At 45.7% G+C, this 17834-nt stretch carries 18 protein-coding genes; 9 read left to right on the top strand and 9 right to left on the bottom strand.

From position 1 onward, the window contains the following. Positions 1-114: 114 nt before the first annotated feature. Genes BUB28_RS14515 through BUB28_RS14505 form a run of 3 tightly spaced genes read left to right on the top strand, consistent with a single transcriptional unit; the run spans position 115 to position 3140 of the window. Positions 115-675, top strand: coding sequence for an RNA polymerase sigma factor (locus BUB28_RS14515; RefSeq protein ID WP_072952259.1), 561 nt, complete (start codon positions 115-117; stop codon positions 673-675). Between the two features lie 12 nt (positions 676-687). Next, positions 688-1917 (top strand): hypothetical protein, encoded by a 1230-nt coding sequence (locus tag BUB28_RS14510; RefSeq protein ID WP_072952258.1) that lies wholly within the window; start codon positions 688-690, stop codon positions 1915-1917. A gap of 38 nt (positions 1918-1955) precedes the next feature. Continuing rightward, complete coding sequence (locus tag BUB28_RS14505) at positions 1956-3140, top strand: hypothetical protein (protein WP_072952257.1); 1185 nt, start codon at positions 1956-1958, stop codon at positions 3138-3140. A gap of 55 nt (positions 3141-3195) precedes the next feature. Here BUB28_RS14505 and BUB28_RS14500 read toward each other — a convergent pair whose 3' ends face one another. The 3 genes from BUB28_RS14500 to BUB28_RS14490 all read right to left on the bottom strand — a co-directional run bounded on the left by BUB28_RS14500 (position 3196) and on the right by BUB28_RS14490 (position 6739). After that, positions 3196-4767 (bottom strand): tetratricopeptide repeat protein, encoded by a 1572-nt coding sequence (locus BUB28_RS14500; RefSeq protein WP_072952256.1) that lies wholly within the window; start codon positions 4765-4767, stop codon positions 3196-3198. Between the two features lie 31 nt (positions 4768-4798). Beyond that, positions 4799-5842: a hypothetical protein gene (locus tag BUB28_RS14495; RefSeq protein WP_207647114.1), complete on the bottom strand. Its 1044-nt coding sequence runs from the start codon at positions 5840-5842 to the stop codon at positions 4799-4801. 90 nt (positions 5843-5932) lie between these two features. Next, entirely contained in the window at positions 5933-6739 is an 807-nt protein-coding gene (locus BUB28_RS14490) for a hypothetical protein (RefSeq protein ID WP_072952254.1), read from the bottom strand. 195 nt (positions 6740-6934) lie between these two features. On the opposite strand from BUB28_RS14490, the gene BUB28_RS14485 reads away from it, so the two are divergent. From BUB28_RS14485 to BUB28_RS14475, 3 genes are all read left to right on the top strand, one after another. Continuing rightward, positions 6935-7924 (top strand): diaminopimelate dehydrogenase, encoded by a 990-nt coding sequence (locus tag BUB28_RS14485; protein WP_072952253.1) that lies wholly within the window; start codon positions 6935-6937, stop codon positions 7922-7924. Between the two features lie 186 nt (positions 7925-8110). Further along, positions 8111-9253, top strand: coding sequence for a leucine-rich repeat domain-containing protein (locus BUB28_RS14480; protein WP_072952252.1), 1143 nt, complete (start codon positions 8111-8113; stop codon positions 9251-9253). A 425-nt stretch (positions 9254-9678) separates the two neighbouring features. Beyond that, entirely contained in the window at positions 9679-10404 is a 726-nt protein-coding gene (locus tag BUB28_RS14475) for a hypothetical protein (RefSeq protein WP_072952251.1), read from the top strand. A gap of 63 nt (positions 10405-10467) precedes the next feature. On the opposite strand, the gene BUB28_RS14470 is transcribed toward BUB28_RS14475, so the two are convergent. From BUB28_RS14470 to BUB28_RS16610, 6 genes are all read right to left on the bottom strand, one after another. Beyond that, complete coding sequence (locus BUB28_RS14470) at positions 10468-11265, bottom strand: GNAT family N-acetyltransferase (protein WP_072952250.1); 798 nt, start codon at positions 11263-11265, stop codon at positions 10468-10470. Continuing rightward, positions 11262-12266 carry a M42 family metallopeptidase gene (locus BUB28_RS14465; RefSeq protein ID WP_072952249.1) on the bottom strand — a complete coding sequence of 335 codons (1005 nt, stop codon included), beginning with the start codon at positions 12264-12266 and terminating at the stop codon, positions 11262-11264. Before BUB28_RS14465 ends, BUB28_RS14470 begins: the two co-directional genes overlap by 4 nt. A gap of 2 nt (positions 12267-12268) precedes the next feature. Further along, entirely contained in the window at positions 12269-13279 is a 1011-nt protein-coding gene (locus tag BUB28_RS14460; protein WP_072952248.1) for a M20/M25/M40 family metallo-hydrolase, read from the bottom strand. Between the two features lie 78 nt (positions 13280-13357). Next, positions 13358-13567 (bottom strand): hypothetical protein, encoded by a 210-nt coding sequence (locus BUB28_RS14455; protein WP_072952247.1) that lies wholly within the window; start codon positions 13565-13567, stop codon positions 13358-13360. Position 13568: 1 nt separating this feature from the next. Next, positions 13569-14231: a tRNA (guanosine(46)-N7)-methyltransferase TrmB gene (gene trmB / locus BUB28_RS14450; RefSeq protein ID WP_072952246.1), complete on the bottom strand. Its 663-nt coding sequence runs from the start codon at positions 14229-14231 to the stop codon at positions 13569-13571. Between the two features lie 172 nt (positions 14232-14403). Further along, positions 14404-14721 carry a DUF6897 domain-containing protein gene (locus tag BUB28_RS16610; RefSeq protein WP_081373549.1) on the bottom strand — a complete coding sequence of 106 codons (318 nt, stop codon included), beginning with the start codon at positions 14719-14721 and terminating at the stop codon, positions 14404-14406. Between the two features lie 291 nt (positions 14722-15012). On the opposite strand from BUB28_RS16610, the gene pyrR reads away from it, so the two are divergent. The 3 genes from pyrR to pyrF are packed head-to-tail and all read left to right on the top strand — an operon-like array spanning position 15013 to position 17779. Further along, positions 15013-15534 carry a bifunctional pyr operon transcriptional regulator/uracil phosphoribosyltransferase PyrR gene (pyrR, locus tag BUB28_RS14440; protein WP_072952245.1) on the top strand — a complete coding sequence of 174 codons (522 nt, stop codon included), beginning with the start codon at positions 15013-15015 and terminating at the stop codon, positions 15532-15534. Positions 15535-15566: 32 nt separating this feature from the next. Next, a complete protein-coding gene (locus BUB28_RS14435; protein WP_072952244.1) occupies positions 15567-16835 on the top strand; it encodes a dihydroorotase in 1269 nt (422 codons plus the stop codon). 17 nt (positions 16836-16852) lie between these two features. Continuing rightward, a complete protein-coding gene (gene pyrF, locus BUB28_RS14430) occupies positions 16853-17779 on the top strand; it encodes an orotidine-5'-phosphate decarboxylase (protein ID WP_072952243.1) in 927 nt (308 codons plus the stop codon). Positions 17780-17834: the final 55 nt, after the last annotated feature.

Below are 17834 nucleotides of genomic sequence, written 5' to 3'. Positions count from 1 at the left end.
AGTCTCTACGGACTGAAAAAAATTTTTTTGAAAAGTGTTACACTTGAAAAAAGCAATGCGTTACTATAAGTGAAAGACAGATCTGGTCTGAAAAACAAACACAGGAGGAAGCGTATGACCGATAATGAGATATTGAGTCTGATGCGGGAAACACCGCCTCAGGGACAGCGCGCACTTTTTGATAAATATTACAGCTATGTATATTCAATAGTAAACAGGATAATAAGCGGATTTGGCAGCCCTGATGACTCAGATGAGTGTGTTATAGATGTATTTGCTTCTGTTATGATGAAGCTAAATCCTGATAATGAAGGTTCATTGAAGTCGTATGTTGGCGCAGTAGCGAGGAATACCGCTATAAGTATGAGGCGTTCGCTGGCTGCAAGGACGGGCAGGAACGTATCCGCAGACGAAGAAAGCATGGCAGAGATAGCAGATGAGGAGGACATCGAGAGGAATAACGACAAGTCCGAAACATCAGAGCTTTTGCTTGAAAAGGTGTCCGAACTTGGTCCTCCGGACTCAATAATAATTATTCAAAAGTACTATTATGACAAAAACTCCAAGGAAATAGCAGAAATGGTAGGACTTAACCCCACGGCAGTTAGAATGAGGTGCGGACGAGCCATGAAGAAGCTGAAAAATCTCCTTGAAGCGGCTGGCATATCTTTATAAGAGAGGTACGCTATGAATAAGAAGAAAATAATAGATATCCTTCGCAAAGCTGACAAGGCTTCTGTAGAGAGGCTCATGGCGGAGGAAGTTAAGAAGCAGGAGATATTTGAAAAGGCAGTGCGCAGGGCAAATATCGAGAATACAGAATATACAGACAGCGTAAGCGGTGTTGAAAAGTATGAGAGGAGAATAAGTATGACAAGATTAGCAGGTATAGCTGCAGCAGCAGTATTAGTAGCAGGTTCAATAGGCGGCGGATTATATTTAATGAAGGATAACGGTGAGCCGGACGTTCCGCAGCCGATACTTCATGAGGTAACAACATCACAGACAGGCACAACAAACACAGCAACAACAATTAAGGGAACAGGAACAGACAAGACAACAAAGACAAGCGTGACAACAACTGTTACAACAGCTGCAACTGTATCAGGTGATGCAAAGACAACAGAAAAGGCTGTATCAGGCAATAGTGAAAATCAGAACGAGAATAAATTCAGCGTAACAAAGGAAGAACTTATCAATAAGGTTGAAAATTTCAATTATCTTGGCTGCTTTGATAAATTCTCTTCTGAATACAGCTATACCATATATGCAGGAGAGTGGCGTAAGGGCGACGTGCATAAAGGCTGGATATATCTTGACGAGGTAGGACTTACAGCTTCTTCTGAGGATAAGCATTATGATAAAAGCGGCAGATTGCTGGATGCATGGTACTTTGCGGTAAAGGATAAGAATTATATAGAAGCAGGGGATTGTCTGGCAACAATTGACTATGATAACGGTGGACATATATTTTATGATACCCCCATTAAAACTTATGAGATATCTCATGCTCACGATACTATGGACTGGGGTGACAGCAAGGTCAATATTACTGAGACGGCAGGCTGTGTTATTACTGCTGTCAATGTTCATTCACCAAATGAATGGGAGATAACAGGCGAGAGAACTGAAAACGGCAGAAAGATAGTAACTATAAGCGGTCACAACAACAACAATGAATTCGGATATGACTGCAATTATACAGGCGAGGTAGATGCAGCAACAGGTATCACTCTTTCCTATGAGCTGTATCTTCCAGATGGTTCTCCTTCATATATATACAAGCTCGAAAGCTATAAGTTTGATGATGAAGCTGTAGAATTCAAGACACCTGCTGAAATAGTGAAGGATATCAAAGAAGGCGGATTTACTAATAAGTATGGCAACGAAAATGAGATAGATACTCTTAAATGGTGAACAATGCAATAAAAAACTCCTTAAAACGGAGGTAAATCATGAACAGTAAGAAGAAAATAATAGAGGTTCTTCGCAAAGCTGATAAGGCTTCCGTAGAGAGATTAATGGCGGAGGAAGCGAAGAAGAACGAGATATTTGCAAAGGCACAGCGCAGAGCAAATATCGAACAGACAGAATACGCCGACAGTGTAAGCGGCGTTGAGAAATATGAAAGGAAGATCAATATGACGAGAATATCAAGTGTAGCAGCAGCTATAGCTGTAGTAATAGGTTTAATAGGCGGAGGACATTTCTTTTATCGCAATAAGATGAAGACTCCTGATGTAGAACTCCATCAGACTACAACAAATGTGGCAGGTACTTCCACATCATCAAAAACAGTGACGACTGTAACAGGAAAGAATGGCAGCATCGTTACAACTGTAAAAGGCTCAGCTGTAACAACAACTCTCGCTGATGCTGTAAGCACAACAGTCAGCACCACACTCACTGAGGCAGTAAACAACAAGCCCGAAGTGACTACAGAATCTCAGAGCTCCAATACAAAGACTGAGGAGAAGGTGCTGTCATATATAGGACAGTATACTCAGATCGGTGAGACAGAGGAGAAGATCTACAAGGAATATGCAAAGATCATCGACGAGTGCAGCACAATGATAAAGAATAAAGATGCAAGCGGTCTGAAGTACGAAAGTGATCTTGCACGCGAATTGCTCTATGCTTCTTATGAAAGTCCGGCACATATCGGATATGCATTCAATGATGTCAATGAGGACGGAATCATGGAGCTGCTCCTCGGTGTAAATTACGATTATGGTGCTGAGTCGGGCGACTTTGACAGCGTTATCTACAATATTTTCTCAGTTGATGCCAACAATGAAGTGTATGCCGCTGCAATGGGCGGTCTGAGAAGCAGATACTACATCTGCTCAAATCCTACAGCAGACAGAGCACGGAACGGTATGGCTCACGCAGGCTTCATCTCAAATGAAGGTTCGGGCGGCGCAACACACAGCAGCAAAGCCTACTACAGACTTGGCTACAGCGGACTCAACTTTGTAGAGAGCGTGAGTGTTGACGGTCTTGACGAGAACAATGAGCCGATCATATATTATACTAATGCAGAGCAGTCAGGCAGAGATACAAAAATATCTCAGGATGAGGCAAACAAGATAACAGACGGCTACAGCCATATGTTTATTCAGTTCAATTCTTTTGAATGATGTTTCATAAAAAGCTGACAAGCAAAAAGACTTCCCGTGAGGGAAGTCTTTTTGTTTATATCATATCATAATCGAGACTGTACTGATCCGCGTAGTAATGAGCCTTTGCATCGTTTACCGCAAGGTAGTCGCCGCCGTATTTATAACAGGCAACGAGAAGCTTTGCGGCTTCCTTGTCTCCTGCGGCAGCAGCCTTTGCGAACTGATCTGCGGCAGAGGCATAGTTTCTGGGAGTTCCCGTACCGTTTGCATAGCAGTAGCCGAGCGCCTTCTGTGCAGCGGTATGACGCTGAGCGGCGGCTTTCTCAAACATATTTTTAGCGAGGCTGTTATCTCTGAGACAGCCAAGACCGTCACGGAGACACCAGCCGTAGGAGTACTGACCGTCGGGGTCTCCCTGTATAGCGGCTTCCTTGTACCATTTTACAGCCTCTCTTGCGTCCTTGGGAACACCGAAGCCGTTGAAGCAGCATTCTCCGTAGTTGTACTGAGCCTTTGCAAGACCGCTCTCAGCAGCCTTTTTGTAATATCTTGCTGCTGCGGACTGGTCGGCCTGAATACCTTCTCCGCGCATAAAGCAGCCTGCTAAATTGTTGAGAGCGTCCATATCGCCGCCTTTAGCCGCCTTTTTATATTGATCGACTGCTGTTATCCGATCACGGGGGACACCTATGCCGAAGTAATAGCATACCCCTAAATTGAACTGGGCAGCAGGGAAGTTCTGATCCGCAGCCTTCTTGAACCAGGTGATAGCAGTTTCGGGAGAACGCTCCATGCCTGTGCCGTGGAGGTACATATTTCCGAGCTTGAACTGTGCAGACGGTATGCCTGCCATTGCGTTTTTGAGTATATCCTCGGTAGTTCCCTGACTTATCGGGATACTGTATCTTTTCGAGTAGTATTCAGCCTTTTTTGCATCGGGGAGGAGTCCGTTTCCGCCAAGCATATAGCATCTTATAAGAGCTTTCTGTGAGTCGTAGTCGCCCTGCTCGGCAGCCTGCTCGTATCTTTTGGCAGCCTTTGCAACATTTCTCTCCGTGCCCTGACCAAGATAATAGCAGTCAGCAAGCTTTTTCTGAGAGCTGCAATCTCCGCGGTCAGAGGACATGATGTACCACTTTACAGCCTTTGCGTAATCCTGTTTTACTCCTCTGCCGTAGAAGAAATGCTCGCCGAGATTGAAGCAGGCATCATTATCGCCGTTCTGAGCACGTTTGAACAGATCCTCGATGAGAGAAGCCGAGCTGCCATAGGTGGAGCTATCTTCGCTTTCCTGCGTATTTTCGGCAGGTGCAGCACTTTTCCAGTCGAGAGCTGCTGCAATGCTCAGTGCAACGAGCTCAGCCTTTTCGTTATTGAGATATTCGCTTATATCTTTGACGGCACGCTGAATGATATCGTCGGGATTTTTATTGCCTGCAACAACGTCAGCATTTTCGCGTATAAAAATGCTGCCTATATTCTCGCTGAGAGCAACAAAGAAAGCCTTGTTCTCCTTTGAGAGCTTTGGTGCGAAATCAGCAAAGGCGGAGCAGAAGCGTTTATGGTCGCCGAGTATTTCTATGCCGAATCTGTCTACGACCTGCTTTACAGCCTGTGAGCTTTCGTTCAGGGTCTTGCTATCCATAAAAAGTGATCCTCCTGATAGGTGTTATGTATCATTGACTGTCTGTCTGAGCGGTCATGCTGTGCTTATGCGCAATGATACGTGAATTGAGCTGAGTAAGCAGCTTTCTTTCAAGCTCTCGTTCAGTAGCAAGACAGCGTGTGGTATTCAGTGCGGCGAAGCCTTCTGATACGAGCGCCTCTGCACGTTCGTCATTGTGCTGTATATTGAACATATAGTAAGCAAGTACGCGTCTTGCGTTCGAGTCCTTATCGTTTCTTATGATATCGCCCAGCTTTTCGAGCAGAGCCTTTGCTGACTGCTCGTCGGGCTCGACCTCGGAGAAATAGAATATGAGCCAGTAATAGGCGAGAGTCTCCTGAGTGAAGTAATCGTGGTTCATAATGTAGTTCATAGCCTGATGAGAGGGCTCACGCATAGCCTCATAGTTGTCCGAAGCGGCAAGATGAGCCATATATACCTGATAGTAGAGTATCTTTTCTGTATTTGTAGGATTTTCATACGGTAGCATCTCAACGGGCTGCATATTGAGAGAGCTGAGCTCCTCGCCGTTTCTTAGCCTTGAGAGAAGTGTATTAACATAGCCGCCCAGTCTTTTCATAAGGACTAAATGAGTGTAAAGGAATATGCCGAGGGAGGTGAGAGCCTGCAATACCATACCCAGAGCAAAGGATATGACGAGAATATCGAGGGGGGATTTTTTGTCTTTTGCAAAAAATCCGCGGCAGGCAAAGCATATAGCGGCGGCAGCAAGTATTTTTATGACAGTTGTTGTAAGCTGGAGCCATTTTGACTTTTTGTCGTCGTATTTCTCAACAGGGATACGGTCATCAAAGCGCACATCATGCTGTATAAGAGCAGTTTTTTTATGTTTTGAAGCTACCCATTTGCCGTTCTGCAAATTGAAAGCCAGACCGAAGAAGGAGACCGATTTTACTCTCATGCCGAAAAGTGGCGCAAGTATAAAGTCAGCGATAAGAGCGATTATTTCCTTTGCCATTACAGCAAGAAGGAGAAAGCCTGTGAGGAATATACCTGCTTTTTCAAGGAAAGACATGAAAACAGCTCCTTTCATTATTTAAATAAAAAGACAGAGCTCCCGAAAGGAGCTGAGTCACTATATTATCCCGGATCCTGATTTATAACGCAGAGATCAGGCTTGACCTCAGAAAACGTTCATATAGGTCAGAAGCTCTATGTTCAGCATAGTCGTATAGGAAAGGTACCACCTGCCGTCATATTCAATGAAGCCGCAGCCGTTTCCAACAAAATCATGCTCGGAGTTGCCGTCCTTGTAGTACACCATAGCGCAGTCGCTTGCGTTCTTGAACTGAGTGCCGAGTATCTTGTTGAAGTCGTTGAGCTCATTCTCACCCAAAGGCTTCAGAAGATCTTCGCTGAGTGAGGTAGTCCATTTATCAGCAGGAACATCTGACTTTTCTGCCATGATATTGTGTATGTTTTTCATCGAGTCCTTAATGGCGTTGACAACATTTGAGCGTTTGAATACTACCTGAGCATTCTGTCCGTCCAGAAGGTCGGTAGTGCCGAGATAGCTGTGATAGCCCTCTATCTCCTCCTGACAGAACATATCGTAAACAGCGTCTGCATTTGAAGTGAGATAAGCATTGTAGTAAGCCTTTGCCGCCTCGAAGCAGCTTTCATAGCCCTTTTTCGGAGCTTCATCCGGCTTTTTCTCAGTCTCCGCAGGCTTATCCGTGGTCACGGCAGCAGTTGTAGTCTGAGCAGCAGAAGTAACGTCGGAAGAAACTGTAGTTTCCTCCGTTTTTGAAGAAGCCGTGGTAGTTGCGTTATCAGAGGTGGTAGTTTCGGTAGTTTCTGTTTCTGCGGACGAGCTTGTACTTTCCTTTGTATCGGAGCTGTCCGAGCTTTTTTTATTACCGCAGCAGCACATTGAAGCAGAAAGTGCAGCAGCTGCGGCAGCGGCAATAATTCTTGAAATAGGTCTCATAGAGTTCTCCTTAAAGCAATATATAGATATTATAACTCCAAAAGCCGAATGAGTCAATAGTTTTTAATAATAAGAGGCGGCGTTGTGGTGGGGCTGATATATCAAAAAAAGCTTTACAACTCTGAAAAAAGGTGATATAATGTTTACAGGCTGCGTTCAATGGCGAACACAGCGAATCAAAGGAGGAATTTTAAAATGGCTAAAGTTAGAATCGGTATTTCAGGCTATGGCAACCTTGGCAGAGGCGTTGAACTGGCTATCCGTCAGAATGATGATATGGAGCTCGCAGGCATCTTCACACGCCGCGATCCTTCCACTGTAAAGCCTCTTACAGCAGGCGCAAAGGTCTACAATATCGCTGATGCTGAGAAAATGGCAAATGATATAGACGTTATGATAATCTGCGGCGGAAGTGCTACAGATCTTCCTAAGCAGACTCCCGAAATGGCTAAGCTTTTCAATGTTATCGACAGCTTTGATACTCACGCAAGAATTCCCGAGCACTTTGCTAACGTTGATAAGGCTGCAAAGGAGAGCGGTCACCTCGCTTTCATTTCACTTGGCTGGGATCCGGGTCTCTTCTCACTTAACAGACTCTATGCTGAGTCAATTCTCCCTAACGGCAAGAGCTATACTTTCTGGGGCAAGGGCGTAAGCCAGGGTCACTCTGATGCTATCCGCCGCGTAAAGGGCGTTAAGAGAGGTATCCAGTACACTGTTCCGATAGAGGCTGCTATGGAGGCTGTCCGCAGCGGAAGCCAGCCTGAGCTCACAACTCGTCAGAAGCACCTCAGAGAGTGCTGGGTAGTTCCCGAGGAGGGTGCTGATCTTGCTCAGATCGAGAACGACATCAAGACTATGAAGAATTACTTCGATGAGTACGATACAACTGTAAACTTCATCACAGAAGAGGAGTTCGACGCTAAGCACAACAAGATGCCTCACGGCGGTTTCGTTATGAGAAGCGGTCTCACAGGCGACGGCGAAAAGACACACCAGATGATAGAGTATTCTCTCAAGCTGGAGTCAAATCCTGAGTTCACAGCAAGCGTTCTTATCTGCTATGCAAGAGCACTTGCAAGACTCAAGGCTGAGGGTGCAACAGGCTGCAAGACTGCTTTTGATATTGCTCCTGCTTACCTTTCAAAGCTCAGCGGTGAGGAACTCAGAGCTTCTATGCTTTGATAAAATCAATACCTGCTTTAATAAGAGCCGCAATTTGCGGCTCTTTTGATTTTTAATGTGCATATGTTACAAACAACAGCAACTCCTTCTGTATATTTTGTGATATTTGCTTCTATTTTATTGACATATGAGCCTGTACGTGGTACAATTATTTTATAAAAGAAGCATTACAGGGGGGATATTTTTATGGCTAATGTAAATGCGATTTGTACAAGCTGTAACAAAACTGTTGAAGTAGATAACACAAAAGATGCGTGGGTATGTCCCTATTGCAGCACCCCGTTCATCGTTTCAAAGGCGGTCAACAAGTATAAGTCACAGCACAAGGACGTTGCGAAAAAAGTGAAGGCTGTAAAGAAGCACAGCTCCGATTTTGTTGTGACGGACGGTGTTCTTACCGAATACAAGGGAAATTCCGCGGAAGTTACTATCCCTGGAGAAGTACGTAAAATAGGCAAGCACGTTTTTGAGAACAATACTACCCTCAAAAATATCACTATCCATGACAAGGTAGACGAGATAGGTGCATACGCTTTCCGCGGCTGCACTGCGCTGGAGGAGATCAAACTCCCAGACAGCATCACTTCTATTGATATCTGGGCTTTCAGAGGCTGTACAAGCCTTAAATCGGTAGTAGTCCCTGTTCATATGAGGTATATTTCGGACTGTCTTTTTGCCGACTGTTCGAGCCTTGCCTCTGTTGAGCTCCCAGAGCCTATAGGCAGTATCGGTTCGTTTGCTTTTTCGGGCTGTAAAAATCTGGAAGAGATAAAAATACCGCCCCACGTTTCTACCATTGGAAAGTATGCTTTCTCAGGCTGTGAAAAGCTTGAAACTGTAAATATACCCGAGGGCGTATCTCTCGTTGAGGAATGTACCTTTGCGAACTGTACGGCTCTGTCGGCAGTAGGTCTGCCGAGAACTATCAAGTCTATCGGAGCGTTCGCTTTTCAGAACTGCACTTCTCTGCGTGATATCGAGCTTCCCGCAGGTATACTCAGCGTTGACGGCTTCAGCGGCTGTACGGGACTGAGAGCCTTTACAGTGCCCGGCGGCGTTTCGTCGATAGGCGATTTCAGCGGCTGCACCAACCTTGAAAAGATAACTCTGCCTGCTTCTCTCAAGAAAGTAAGCGGCGGCTTCAATAACTGCCCTAAGCTTCTGAGCATCGCGTGGCCTAATCTTTCAAGCAATGCGTCGAATTTCCCTGCATACTATGAGACTGTTGTTGCAAGCCGAAAGACCGCAGGCAAGTGCCTGTACTGCGGCGGCGATTTCAAGCTCATATCCAAGACCTGCAAGCTTTGCGGCAAGAAAAAAGATTATTGACACCTTGATACCTAAAAAGTCCCGAAAGTTCGCGCTTTCGGGACTTTTTTAATTCGGAATTCGGAATGCGGAATTATTTTGGAAATACCATTTTAATGTGTATGGGCGGCGTTCTGCCGCCCGCCAATCTCAAACAACTGCAAATGACAAACTGTAGGGGACGGCGTCCTCGACGTCCCTTTTTTGTAGGGGCGAACATTGTTCGCCCGTCTGTGTTATTATCACATATGGAACAACCGCAATAATTGCCCTGCTGTGCAAAGATTGGTTAGCAATATTTATAATATTTGCGTAAATATTTGATAATATTTGCTTAGGACTACGAATTTATGGTTGATTTTTTTGTTGTTTGTTGACGGTGCCGCGGTTCGGTGATATAATTGACAACGAAAAAAGCCTTATACAGGCAAAAAGGAGAAATTTACATGAAAAAACAGTTTATCGCAGCAGCGATCGTTGCAATGCTGGGACTTACAGCCTGCGGCGAGGCTAAAACAAGCGAAAAGACCTCGAAAAAGACCAACGAGGCTGCAACAACTGCTGAGACTACAGAGGCTGATGAAACCGAAGTAGTCATAATCGAGGAACTGACTACAGACCCCGTAAAAGTGACTTCTTTACCAACAGGACTCAGTGACAAATACGCTGACCTTGATAACAGGAGCTTTATATATGACGGTCATTTATATACACTTGGCGTATCGACCTTACAGGATATGCTCGATAACGGCGTTGAGTTTACTAAAACGGATAATTATGATAAGATTTGGACAAAACAGTTAAAGGGACAGGCAAATTACGGAACATTTGATTGCACAGTTGCGAATAGTAGGTTACAATTTACATTTGGCAATCCAAAGAAAACAGAAATTCCAATGAAAGACTGCGTTATTTGTCAAGTTATTTATCCCGATTTTGAGAGTGCAATAAAAAGAGGGGATAATGATACAAAGTTACAATTTGCTTTTCCTTATACATTGACAAAAGATGAACTGATAGCAAACAGTGGTGAGCCAACAGATAAAGGCAACCATAATGAAGTGATGTATACTGTTGTATCTGAAGCTTATCCTGAATATAATAGCGGATATAAATTTGACTTCAATCCAGACGGACAGATTTCTTTTGTAGAAATAGAGTGGATTCCATAATAAAAACACAGCGCAGCAAGTATGATACCTGCTGCGCTTTTTGTATATACGTAAAATCTGTGATTATCTTTCTTCGAGACGACCCTTTGCTGCGCTGTCCTTTTCGATGTCGATACGTTCAAGGACTATCTCGCGACCTGCGACTCTGAAGCCTATCTCCTGATAGAAGCTTACGCGGACATCAAGTGCAAGGAGATATGCGCGTTTTCCGAGACCGTTGAAGAATTTTGCGAGCCATTTGAGGAATTCTCTTGCATAGCCTCGTCCGCGGGCAGCTCTGTTTGTAGCCACCTGACCGATGAGGACTGTGCTGCCGATATCGAACACGGCAGAAGCTGTTGTGGAATTGCGGTAGGTGAACACTCTGCTGATACCGTGGCGGCATCTGTGAGAGGTATCTGTGTACCACAGTGAGAAATCGGCGATATTCGGAAATCCCTCGCTGAGTATCTTGTATACATCGGGGAGATTTGGGTTGAATTCAACGTGCTCCTCGATAGCCTCAAGCGGCGTATCATCGGGGATAAGCTCGAAGATAGTACGGTTGAGCACCTGATATCTCTCGGGTATCTTGATGCCTTCGAGTATCTTCTGGTCGCCCTCTATACGGAAGGGGACGTTCATGCTTACGAAAAGGTCTATCTCCTCGTTGGGTTCAAGTTTTCCGTCGCCGCAAATTATAAGCGTGGAATTTATAATGAACATGAATCCGATACCGCTCTCATCGGTTATCTTATAGAAGCGGCAGAATTCATAATTCGGACCATAAGCTCTCATATAGGCAAGCATTTTTTTGCCCGAGAGGGTCTTGTTGAGCAGTACGCGGTCAAGCTCGTGCTCATGTTCGATAAGTGTTATCATAATTCGGGTATCCTTCTGGCGAGAATTTTAACAAGCTTGTATGAGCTTTCAAGGTCAGACATTTCAATGACTGACGAAGGGGAGTGCAGATATCTGCACGGTACTGATATAGCGATAGTGCGGACGCCATTGCCGCTTATATGTATCGCGCCCGAGTCGTTGCCGCCTGCTATCATGGTCTTGGTCTGACAGGTAGCGATATCGAAAGCGAGCTGATAGAGCTCCTTGTCATAAATGGTGCTTCTGTCCATAAACGAAACAACAGGACCGTCACCCAGCGCACAGACGCGCTTTGCGCCTGATACACCGTCAATATCAGCAGCAGTGGTAGCTTCGAGGACTATTGCGAAATCGGGAGCGACCGAGAAAGCAGAAACAGTGGAGCCTCTCAGACCTATCTCCTCCTGCACATTGAAAACGAAATAAGTATCGTATTCGGGCTTTTCATGGAGCAGTTTTATCATCAGGGCACAGCCTGCACGGTCGTCGAGAGCCTTTGCTTTTATGCGGTGATCGCCCAGCTCTGTGAATTCCGAGTCGAAGTAAACGTTGTCGCCGAGAGAAACGTATTTTTCAGCTTCCTCCTTGCTTGCGGCACCGATATCAATGTAAAGGCTGTCGGTTTCGGGAGCTTTTTCTCTTTCGTCCTTGCTGAGGTTGTGTACGGCAGTAGAGCCCACGACACCGCTAATGCGGTTCTGTCCGATGCGCACCTGTCTGCCGATGATGACCGACGGGTCAATGCCGCCGACTGTTCCGAATGAGAGTGTGCCGTCAGAACGGATATAGGTCACCATAAGACCTACCTCGTCCATATGGGCGCATATCATAAGCTTTTTCTTTGGCTTTTTCTTGCCCTTCTTGAAGCAGATAAGGTTTCCGAGATTATCTATGCTGTAGTCGCATACGTCCTTTATCTTGCTGATTATGAGGTCGCGTACAGCTCCTTCATCGCCTGAGATACCGTCAGTCAGGCAGAGTTCTTTCAGAATTTCCTTCATGTTCAGCCCTCCTTGATGAATGAAGCTAAAAGCTTGGCGGTCATTTCCACATCTGAAATGTCGATGACCTCAACAGGCGTATGCATATTTCTCAGCGGAATGGAAACGGTACAAGCCTTTGCGCCGTTTCTGCTGACGGAATAACGGTCTGCATTGGTAGAAGTAAGTCCGCTCATAACTTCGAGCTGATAGGGGATACCTGCATCTACGGCAGTTTTGGTGAGCTTGTCGCTTATTTCCCTTGAAAGTGAAGGAGAAAATCCTATCATAGGACCGTTTCCGAGATATCCGCACTTGCTTTCTTCTTCGCCTATAGCGTAAGCGAAGCTCACGTCCACAGCGAGTGCGATATCGGGAGCGATAGAGAATGCGCCGATCTTTGCGCCGCGTTCACCGACTTCTTCCTGAGTCGAGAAAATAACTGTAACGTTGTAGGCAGTCTCCTGACCGTTGAGCAGCTCCAGTGTATAAAGCAGGGCTGCAACGCCGCAGCGGTCATCGAGAGCACCGCCTGTAATGCGGTTACCGATAAGTTGGCGGCAGGTGACATCAAAGGTAATGGTATCTCCTGGGGCGATGACCTGGAACAGTTCATCTCTGGTCAAGCCTGTGTCGATAGCAACGTCCTCCATGCTCAGCACCTTGCTGCTGCCGTTTGAAAGATGGGGCGGAACTGAACATATAACGCCCTTTACGTCATGCTTTCCGTGAATGACAACGGGCTGTGCAGGTAGAAGCCTGCGGTCGATGCCGCCGATATTTCCCACCTTGACGAAGCCTTCATCGGTTATATAGGTAACGATGAAGCCTACCTGGTCGATATGGGCGTCAAGTACAAGTGACGGAAGACCTTCGCGGTGTACACCAAAATGTCCGATAACGTTGCCGTGCTGTATTTCGGCATCGGGACAGTATTCCCGCAGCATACTCAGAGCGAGGGCTGCGGCATTCTCTTCATTTCCCGAAGCACCGACGGACTCCGAGAGAGAAATCACAGTTTGTGTAATATCCATTGCAATAACTCCTTTCATTAAATTTTATTCTCAAAAAGCTCAGATATACACATAAAAGAAATGGCTAACACATAAACGTCATTTCTTTTTACTCTTGAATTTATGCTTCAGCAGGAATACACCTGTGAGAGCAGCAGCCTTTGCGGCAGTTTTAGCAACGTGCTTTATGTCAGTCTTTGTTCTTATATTCTGGGGCACTTCCTCGGTAACTCCGAGATTGCCCTTGCCTGCGGTCTTCATAGAACCGCCTTCGATATGGAACATACCGATATCCTTCTGAAATTCCATATTAGTCCTCCCTGACAGGCTCTGCGATGAGGAACTTTATTTTCTTTCCCTCATCTGTGAACATTTTTTCGTGCTCGGTAACGAAATTCTCATATGGACTTTCTGCATGAAGATCGAAAGTCTTATACTTTATCCTGAAGCCTGCTTCCTCGAAGTATTCAAATGATTCCTCGAAAAGCTCGTCATCATCGGTCTTGAACCACAGCTCGCCTCTGAGGAACTTCTTGTAATTCACAAGCTGACGGGTGTGGGTAAGGCGGCGTTTTTTGTGCTTTGCCTTTGGCCACGGGTTGCAGAAGTTGATATAGATGCGGTCTGCGCGGTCGTTTTCGTCCCATGCAAGCTCCAGACGCTCTATGTTCTGAATAGCTATGCGGACATTGTCGGGAGAAGCGCCCTTTTCCTCGTAAGCAGCCTCCAGCTTTCGCTTTGCGAGGACGAGCATCTCGTTCTTGATATCCATAGCGATGAAATTGACCTCCGGGTGAGCAGGAGCAGCCTGAGATATAAAGCCGCCCTTACCGCAGCCAAGCTCCACATACAGGGGCTTTTCGGGATCGGCAAAAAGCTCTCTCCAGTGACCTATCTGCTTCTGGGGTTCATGTATATAGAATGGGCAGGCTTCCAGCTCGGGCTTTGCCCATGGTTTATGACGAATTCTCATAAATTACCTCCAAATGAATTCATAAAAATATTATATCATATATCATCGCATAAATCAACGTTAAGAGAGAATAATTTCATATTTTATCTATAAATATCAAACATTGCATTATCTGTTGTAAAAAAATAAATCCGAAAGCAGCAGTACATGACCGCTTTCGGATATTTCAGAATTATTTTTTTCGTGGATATTCCTGTATACGGCTGACATAGTCGATATTTACCAGCTGTTTCTTGCCTTTTTTATCCTCCACCTCGATCCAGTTGTCCTCGATCTTTGTGATAGTTCCCTCCGTACCTGAAGAATAGCCGTAAAGGATCACGTTTTTGCCGATGAAGCTTTTGATAAGCTCGTTCATAGTCATACCTCCAAGTTTTCTTTTATTGCGATTCTGCTTTGCTCTTCTGATCTGCCGTATTTTTCTTGCATTGCTGGCAGGTATAATGATGCAGCAAAGCATGATTATAAACCATAAATACCAAAATTCCATAAGATCCCTCCTTTGCAGAAAGACTTTGATATTACGGTCGTTATGTTGTAATGATTATATCATATGTGAGATATTTTGTCAATTGATAATAATAATGCTGAAATCACTGGACAAGTGAGAGAGTATGTGATATAATAGATGTGTTATTTGGATACTACCCTTTAAATCCGATCCCGTGAGGTCGGCAAGGCGCGTTATTTGATACTATAACTATACTCTGAAACTATAGCTATAACTATAAGTATGCTCCCTGCCGCGCGGGGAGCATTTTTTGTTGAAAGGAGAGCCTTTATGGATACAAAGCGCATTATCATGGACGATAAAGCGGTCAACCGCGCCATAGCACGTATCTCCTATGAGATAATCGAGAGAAATAAGGGTACGGAGGATCTTTGTATAGTTGGCATTTTTTCAAGAGGAGTCCCTATAGGAAGGCGCATAGCTGCAAAGCTGTCCGAGCTTGAAAAGAACGATGTTCCCTTCGGGGCTCTTGATATAACTCCCTACCGTGACGACAGCCGTTCGGCAGGGGAGGCTGAAAAGACTGATATTCCTTTTGATATCACTGACAAGAACGTAGTCATAGTAGATGACGTTATCTTTACGGGAAGAAGCTCCCGTGCAGCCATAGACGCACTGATAAAGCGCGGCAGACCGCGCACCATACAGCTTGCAGTCCTTGTTGACCGCGGTCACAGAGAGCTTCCCATACGCCCCGATTACGTGGGCAAGAACCTGCCTACCTCTCACAGCGAGGTTGTAAAGGTCTCCGCAATGGAGATAGACGGCAGCGACGGAGTTGTTATATACTGAACCAATATCCACAATATGAAAGCGAGGTAATCATGTCTCAGATACTGATAAAAAATATCCGTGCGGTGGATACCGAAACGGATATGACCACAGATGTACTCATAAGCGGCGGTAAAATATCAAGGATAGGAAATGATATTACGGCAGAAGCAGATAAGGTGATAGACGGCACAGGGCTTGTGCTCATGCCTTCACTTTTTGATATGCACGTACATTTCCGCGACCCGGGGCTCACTTATAAGGAGGATATCCTTACAGGCTGTGCTGCGGCGCTTGCAGGCGGAGTTACGGGAGTCCTTGCGATGCCCAATACAAAGCCGCCCTGCGATAATCCCGAGACTATCAGATATATCATAGACAAGGCAGAGGGCACGGGAGTTGAAGTATATCCCGTGGGCTGCATAACAGGCGGAATGAGCGGAAACGGTCTCTGCGACTATGAAGCTCTCAAAGCCGCAGGCTGCATATGCATATCAGATGACGGCAGACCTGTTGAGAATGCGGAAATGATGCGAAAGGCTCTGGAGCTTTCAAACGAAAACGGACTTCTCGTTGCTTCTCACTGCGAAGACCTGAGCATAATCAACGGCGGTATAATGAACAAGGGCGAGACCTCCGAAAAGCTTGGCGTTAAGGGTATGGACAGAGCTTCCGAGGACTATATCACAGCCCGCGAGATGATACTTGCTTCGTCAGTAGGTGCACGTATACATATATGTCATGTTTCCACAGAGGGAAGCGCAGCAATGATACGCTTTGCAAAGTCAAGAGGTGTAAGAGTCACCTGCGAGACTGCTCCTCACTACTTCATGCTTACGGATAAGCTCCTTGAAAAGCGCGATGCGGACTACCGCATGAATCCGCCGCTGAGAACTCCCGAGGACGTAAAAGCTATCATAGAAGCCGTAAAGGACGGCACTATCGACTGCATAATCACAGACCATGCTCCTCATGCTGCCGAGGAAAAGGCAGATTTTGAAAAAGCACCCAACGGCGTTGTTGGTCTTGAGACCTCTCTTGCAGCAACTCTCACAGCACTCTACCATACAGGCGAGATAAGCCTTAACAGAGTTGTGGAGCTCATGTGTGCAAATCCGCGAAAGCTTCTCGGACTTGAAGTGCCTGCAATCAAGGAGGGCAGCACTGCCGACCTTGTTATTGCTGACATAAACAGAAAGTGGACAGTAGTTCCCGAAAAACTCCATTCAAAGTCACATAATACTGTATTTAAAGGCATGGAGCTTACAGGAAAGCCTCTCGTTACCATATCAAAGGGCGAGATAAGATATAATGAAATGTAATTACAGGAGGAAAAAATATGTCATTCGACAGACTTATTGAAAAGATAATCGACCTTAAAAATCCTACAGTTGTAGGACTTGATCCAAAGCTGGAATATGTTCCGGAGTTTATACAGCGTCGTTATCTTGACAGCGACGGCTGGACATTAAAGGCTGCTGCAAAGGCTATATTCGACTTCAATCAGGCTATCATCGACGAGATACATGATCTGGTACCTGCTATCAAGCCGCAGGCTGCTTACTATGAGATGTACGGACATTACGGCATCAGGACTCTTGAAAAGACTATCCGTTATGCAAAGCTCAACGGTATGTTCGTAATGACAGACGGCAAGAGAAACGATATCGGTGCAACAATGGAGGCTTATTCAAACGCACACCTCGGTGCAACATCAGTAGGCGAGAACAATCTTGAAGCCTTCGGCGCAGATGCTCTCACGGTAAACGGTTACCTCGGAACAGACGGTATAGAGCCTCTCCTTAAAGTATGCCGCGACCGCGACAAGGGCATATTCGTACTTGTAAAGACTTCAAACCCTTCATCGGGAGAGCTTCAGGATATGAAGCTTGCCGACGGACGCACTATCTATGAGTGCATGGGCGATATGTGCGAGAAGTGGGGCGAGGATACACGCGGAAAGTACGGCTATTCCGCAGTAGGCGCAGTTGTAGGTGCTACATATCCCGAGATGCTCACAGAGCTGAGAAAGAGACTTCCTCACACAATGTTCCTTGTACCCGGATACGGCGCACAGGGCGGCGGAGCAGAAGGTCTGAAGGGCGGCTTTGACGAGAACGGTTTAGGAGCTATCGTAAACTCTTCACGCGCAGTAATGTGTGCATACAAGAAGGAAGGCTGCGACGAGCGCGACTTCGCAAAGGCAGCAAGAAGAGAAGTTATCCGCATGAGAGATGATATCTGCCAGTACATCAACTTGAAGTAAGTAGTGTATGGAACGCCGTTCACGGCGTTCCGTTCTGAAAACAACATAAATAAAC

This window comes from Ruminococcus flavefaciens (assembly GCF_900143025.1).
Taxonomy (GTDB): Bacteria; Bacillota; Clostridia; order Oscillospirales; family Ruminococcaceae; genus Ruminococcus; species Ruminococcus flavefaciens_I.
Note: the sequence above shows the minus strand (reverse complement) of the source record. Positions and strands in the feature narration are given on the sequence as shown.

Excerpts from the sequence above, each read along its gene's own strand:
- BUB28_RS14515 (WP_072952259.1), top strand. The coding sequence starts at position 115 with ATGACCGATAATGAGATATTGAGTCTGATGCGGGAAACACCGCCTCAG.
- BUB28_RS14510 (WP_072952258.1), top strand. The coding sequence starts at position 688 with ATGAATAAGAAGAAAATAATAGATATCCTTCGCAAAGCTGACAAGGCT.
- BUB28_RS14505 (WP_072952257.1), top strand. The coding sequence starts at position 1,956 with ATGAACAGTAAGAAGAAAATAATAGAGGTTCTTCGCAAAGCTGATAAG.
- BUB28_RS14500 (WP_072952256.1), bottom strand. The coding sequence starts at position 4,767 with ATGGATAGCAAGACCCTGAACGAAAGCTCACAGGCTGTAAAGCAGGTC.
- BUB28_RS14495 (WP_207647114.1), bottom strand. The coding sequence starts at position 5,842 with ATGAAAGGAGCTGTTTTCATGTCTTTCCTTGAAAAAGCAGGTATATTC.
- BUB28_RS14490 (WP_072952254.1), bottom strand. The coding sequence starts at position 6,739 with ATGAGACCTATTTCAAGAATTATTGCCGCTGCCGCAGCTGCTGCACTT.
- BUB28_RS14485 (WP_072952253.1), top strand. The coding sequence starts at position 6,935 with ATGGCTAAAGTTAGAATCGGTATTTCAGGCTATGGCAACCTTGGCAGA.
- BUB28_RS14480 (WP_072952252.1), top strand. The coding sequence starts at position 8,111 with ATGGCTAATGTAAATGCGATTTGTACAAGCTGTAACAAAACTGTTGAA.
- BUB28_RS14475 (WP_072952251.1), top strand. The coding sequence starts at position 9,679 with ATGAAAAAACAGTTTATCGCAGCAGCGATCGTTGCAATGCTGGGACTT.
- BUB28_RS14470 (WP_072952250.1), bottom strand. The coding sequence starts at position 11,265 with ATGATAACACTTATCGAACATGAGCACGAGCTTGACCGCGTACTGCTC.
- BUB28_RS14465 (WP_072952249.1), bottom strand. The coding sequence starts at position 12,266 with ATGAAGGAAATTCTGAAAGAACTCTGCCTGACTGACGGTATCTCAGGC.
- BUB28_RS14460 (WP_072952248.1), bottom strand. The coding sequence starts at position 13,279 with ATGGATATTACACAAACTGTGATTTCTCTCTCGGAGTCCGTCGGTGCT.
- BUB28_RS14455 (WP_072952247.1), bottom strand. The coding sequence starts at position 13,567 with ATGGAATTTCAGAAGGATATCGGTATGTTCCATATCGAAGGCGGTTCT.
- trmB (WP_072952246.1), bottom strand. The coding sequence starts at position 14,231 with ATGAGAATTCGTCATAAACCATGGGCAAAGCCCGAGCTGGAAGCCTGC.
- BUB28_RS16610 (WP_081373549.1), bottom strand. The coding sequence starts at position 14,721 with ATGGAATTTTGGTATTTATGGTTTATAATCATGCTTTGCTGCATCATT.
- pyrR (WP_072952245.1), top strand. The coding sequence starts at position 15,013 with ATGGATACAAAGCGCATTATCATGGACGATAAAGCGGTCAACCGCGCC.
- BUB28_RS14435 (WP_072952244.1), top strand. The coding sequence starts at position 15,567 with ATGTCTCAGATACTGATAAAAAATATCCGTGCGGTGGATACCGAAACG.
- pyrF (WP_072952243.1), top strand. The coding sequence starts at position 16,853 with ATGTCATTCGACAGACTTATTGAAAAGATAATCGACCTTAAAAATCCT.